Below are 3,821 nucleotides of genomic sequence, written 5' to 3' on the forward strand. Positions count from 1 at the left end.
CCGGCAGCGAGCACCGGCACCAGACCACGCAGCACGCTGTCCTCGTGATGACCGCCATGCTGCATGTCGAGCGTAACGGCGTCGAAACCCTGCTTGGCGACGATTTCGACGGTCAAGGCATCCGGCACACCGGACCATGCGGTGAACAGCGTTTCATCGGCCGCAAGGCGGGACTTCAGGGACATGGACTCTTTCCTCGTTAACATCAGCAGTTTCAGCCGGAAACCGCGGCAAAGGCAAAGAAAAACCGCCCGGATAGGCCGGGCGGTCGATTGGTCCAGTCATTCTTTGTCTGTCGCAGGTTCTCTGTCGCAAAAACCGTGGGACACTTTTGCGGAACCGGCTTTGGCCCGGATCAGGTGTTCTTGATCTGCTCGATCGCCTGCGCCATCAACTCGTCCATGGTACGACGGATCTGATGGTCCGACTGGTCGACGCCGGCCGCATCGAAATCCTTGCGGATCTTGCGGAACACGTCGTGGTCGCCGGCTTCCTCGATGTCGGAAACAACCACTTCCTTGGCATAGGCGTCGGCGTCGGCGCCCGACTTTCCGAGCTTTTCGGCGGCCCACAGGCCGAGCGCCTTGTTGCGGCGCGCCGAGGCCTTGAACCGAAGTTCCTCGTCGAAAGCAAATTTGCGCTCGAAGCCCTCTTCGCGGTCTTTCATGCTGCTCATGGCGTCCCTCCGGGTCAAATTCGATTCGTTGGCAGTGAATATGTGTGTTGCCAAAGCACAAACCAAAAGGTCGCGGGCCGGTCAATACGCTTCATCGCATGCTGCGCTGCGGCATTTCAGTCCCGAAAGCGGTTGATTGGAAGGATTTGCCGATTGAGCAAACGATGTGATTGGGATAGACCCGGCATTGAACCCCACCGTAGCCGCACTATTTCAGGCAGACGGACAGAAAATGGTCTGATACCGCCTGTCCGAAACCCCAGAGAAAAATCAGATGAAAAATCGCCGCCGCATTTATGAAGGCAAGGCCAAGATCCTCTATGAGGGACCCGAACCGGGCACGCTTATCCAGTTCTTCAAGGATGATGCAACCGCGTTCAATAAGAAGAAACACGAGGTCATCGACGGCAAGGGCGTCCTCAACAACCGCATTTCCGAGTACATTTTCAACCATCTCAACCGCATGGGCATTCCGACCCACTTCATCCGCCGGCTGAACATGCGCGAGCAGCTGATCAAGGAAGTCGAGATCATTCCGCTCGAAGTGGTGGTGCGCAATGTCGCGGCCGGTTCGCTGTCCAAGCGTCTCGGCATCGAGGAAGGCACGGTTCTGCCGCGCTCGATCATCGAATTCTACTACAAGGCCGATGCGCTCGACGATCCGATGGTGTCGGAAGAGCACATCACCGCGTTCGGCTGGGCAAGCCCGCAGGAGATCGACGACGTGATGGCGTTGGCCATCCGTGTCAACGACTTCCTCTCCGGCCTGTTCATGGGCGTCGGCATCCAGCTCGTCGACTTCAAGATCGAATGCGGCCGCCTGTTCGAGGGCGACATGATGCGCATCGTCGTCGCTGACGAGATTTCGCCGGACTCCTGCCGCCTGTGGGACGTGGCGACGCAGGACAAGCTCGACAAGGACCGTTTCCGCCGCGACATGGGCGGCCTTGTCGAAGCCTACCAGGAAGTTGCCCGCCGCCTCGGCATCATGAACGAGAACGAGCCGCCGCGCCCGACCGGCCCTGTGCTTGTCGCCTCGACCGAAGGCATCAAAGGCAAGCCGCACTGATAGCGGCTTGCAACCCGATAGTCAGAACAGGAGCATGTCCAGCGTGATCAAGGCCCGCATTACCGTCACCCTCAAGAACGGCGTGCTCGACCCGCAAGGCAAGGCGATAGAACACGCATTGTCCGGCCTGGGCTTCGGCGGCGTCGGCGCGGTACGGCAGGGCAAGGTATTCGACATCGAGCTGGCGGAAAGCGACAAGGCCAAGGCCGAAGCGGACCTCAAGGCCATGTGCGACAAGCTGCTGGCGAACACGGTGATCGAGAATTATAGTGTGACGCTGGGGTGACGTCGACAGCGCCCGCCAGCTGGCGGGCGATAATCCCGTCTAGATCGGGCGTGGACTGCGCGGCCTGCGAATCCACAAATAATAGATCGCGACGGCGCCAGCGATAATCGCGAGCAGTTTGTAGAACATTCGTTTGACATCACCGCCGTCGAAAACCTTGTCGATCCCTTCGGGACTGGCCGGATTTCGCAACACCTCGATCTCGGTGCCGACCGATGTGGACATCTTCACATAATAATCTCCTGCCACGTCAAACGAATACTCGCCACCACCCGGAGCGCGATAGATGAGCCTTGCGGTGGGAATTTTCGTGATGCGCCAAGCACCCTCTCCCGGCGCCAAGGCCGGAGCAGCCCTCGCGGCATCTGAAGAGCAATCGGCGCGAGACCGCTCTACCCAGTCGCGCCTGACTTTCACTTCCAGCACACATTGCATGCCAGTCTCGACCACGTTCGCCTTTTGCCGCTCCCAAGTGAACGTGTGAATGAAGCGGAGGACGGCCGGCTTCATTGACCATGCGCCGGCGTAAAACAACGCCGCCGCCAGGGCAGTCATTGCAACCTTGACCGCGATTCGCCCGCTTGCCCTGCGTCGCTGAGCCCATTCCAGGGTTCGCAACTGTATTTCCCGGGTCCGAGGATCGTCAGAAAGCTGGCTCGGATCGCGCCCGTCGGCGATCGCGCGCTGCAGGCCCATCAACACCATTATGTTGAACCAACCCACAAGCGCGACCATCAGAAGGTGCCAATGCAACCGATGAAAGGTGGTGTGATGGCTAGCAATACAGGCGTTTGCGAAATCAATCCGAGACAAGCCGTGACGACCACCCGCGTTCCAGACACCGTCCCCCGAAACAAGCGGCAACAACAAGAATGCCGTAAGGCCCGCTCCAGTCAGAAAAAGCGCGCGGTAGGCGCGAAAGCGCCTCTTGTAGGTAAAGACATCAATCGCATCCGATAGGATCATCCCTGCAGAAATGACGCCGAGGCCGACTGAAATGATCGTGGTCATGAGAAACAGGCGTGTGAACGAGACGGCACAGGCGCCGAGGCTCGTATCGAGGGAAAGCCACTTTGAAAAAAGCTCCCCCGTGGAAGGGCTGGCGTTCCACATCAGCATGAATGCGAACGCGCCGAGCGACGCCACGATCGTCGCCGACACCCACATGGAGCGTCGAATGTCCTCGCGTTCTTTGATCTTGCCGTTGTCCACCGGAGTCTCAAGTCGTTTGCCATCGTCCTTATGCTGCTGCAGACGTTAAAATCCCGGATTCATACTGTATAAAAATCTTCAGAGAGCGTCTCGGACACTTCGAAGGCGAGCCCAGACTTGATCAATAGTGAGAATCCCAGCCCATCATTGGACGTTTCGCAGCTACAGATCTTGATCGATGGCTTTGTTCCAGCGACTTCCGCGCGTTCACCGGAAAAGCCGCGTGATTTGAACGAGCGTGAAACTTTCCAAGCGCAATCCCACGCCGGAAAGTGTTATCCTGCGCGCCGACTCGGCAGCCATGACCAGGAATGGGGCATTATTCTTCTCTCCGACAACCGTGTCTGGTTGACCAACCACGTTTCACCCCGGTATCTGGTTCAGATGCTCGAACGGGAACTGCCATGAAATCAGCCGTCGTCCTCCTGCCCGGCCTCAATCGCGACCGCGATATGATCGCGGCGCTGACCAAGATTTCCGGAACACCGCCGGTCACCGTCTGGCAGACTGACACCGAAATCCCCGATGTCGACCTGATCGCCATTCCGGGCGGCTTTTCCTTCGGCGACTATCTTCGC

General features: G+C 58.5%; 5 protein-coding genes and 2 pseudogenes. 4 read left to right on the forward strand and 3 right to left on the reverse strand.

The window, feature by feature from the left end; genetic code table 11:
- A pseudogene (locus EN935_RS25910) lies at nt 1-185 on the reverse strand (2,4-dihydroxyhept-2-ene-1,7-dioic acid aldolase); the annotation flags it as partial.
- Nucleotides 186-355: 170 nt separating this feature from the next.
- A complete protein-coding gene (locus tag EN935_RS25915) occupies nt 356-676 on the reverse strand; it encodes a DUF1476 domain-containing protein (RefSeq protein ID WP_056562205.1) in 321 nt (106 codons plus the stop codon).
- A gap of 274 nt (nt 677-950) precedes the next feature.
- On the opposite strand from EN935_RS25915, the gene purC reads away from it, so the two are divergent.
- Together purC and purS are read left to right on the forward strand one after the other, a co-directional pair.
- Nucleotides 951-1,745, forward strand: a complete 795-nt coding sequence (purC, locus tag EN935_RS25920) for a phosphoribosylaminoimidazolesuccinocarboxamide synthase (RefSeq protein WP_056594372.1) — start codon at nt 951-953, stop codon at nt 1,743-1,745.
- 43 nt (nt 1,746-1,788) lie between these two features.
- Entirely contained in the window at nt 1,789-2,031 is a 243-nt protein-coding gene (purS, locus tag EN935_RS25925; RefSeq protein WP_109669834.1) for a phosphoribosylformylglycinamidine synthase subunit PurS, read from the forward strand.
- Between the two features lie 39 nt (nt 2,032-2,070).
- Here the strand turns inward: purS and EN935_RS25930 are convergent, their stop codons facing one another.
- Nucleotides 2,071-3,243, reverse strand: coding sequence for a hypothetical protein (locus EN935_RS25930; RefSeq protein ID WP_127264271.1), 1,173 nt, complete (start codon nt 3,241-3,243; stop codon nt 2,071-2,073).
- Between the two features lie 117 nt (nt 3,244-3,360).
- Here EN935_RS25930 and EN935_RS25935 point away from each other — a divergent pair, with 117 nt between their 5' ends.
- Together EN935_RS25935 and EN935_RS25940 are read left to right on the forward strand one after the other, a co-directional pair.
- Entirely contained in the window at nt 3,361-3,651 is a 291-nt protein-coding gene (locus tag EN935_RS25935) for a hypothetical protein (protein ID WP_127264269.1), read from the forward strand.
- A pseudogene (locus EN935_RS25940) lies at nt 3,648-3,821 on the forward strand (phosphoribosylformylglycinamidine synthase subunit PurQ); the annotation flags it as partial. The gene EN935_RS25935 and the pseudogene EN935_RS25940, both read left to right, overlap by 4 nt.

Source organism: Mesorhizobium sp. M7D.F.Ca.US.004.03.1.1 (genome assembly GCF_003998635.1).
GTDB lineage: Bacteria > Pseudomonadota > Alphaproteobacteria > Rhizobiales > Rhizobiaceae > Mesorhizobium > Mesorhizobium loti.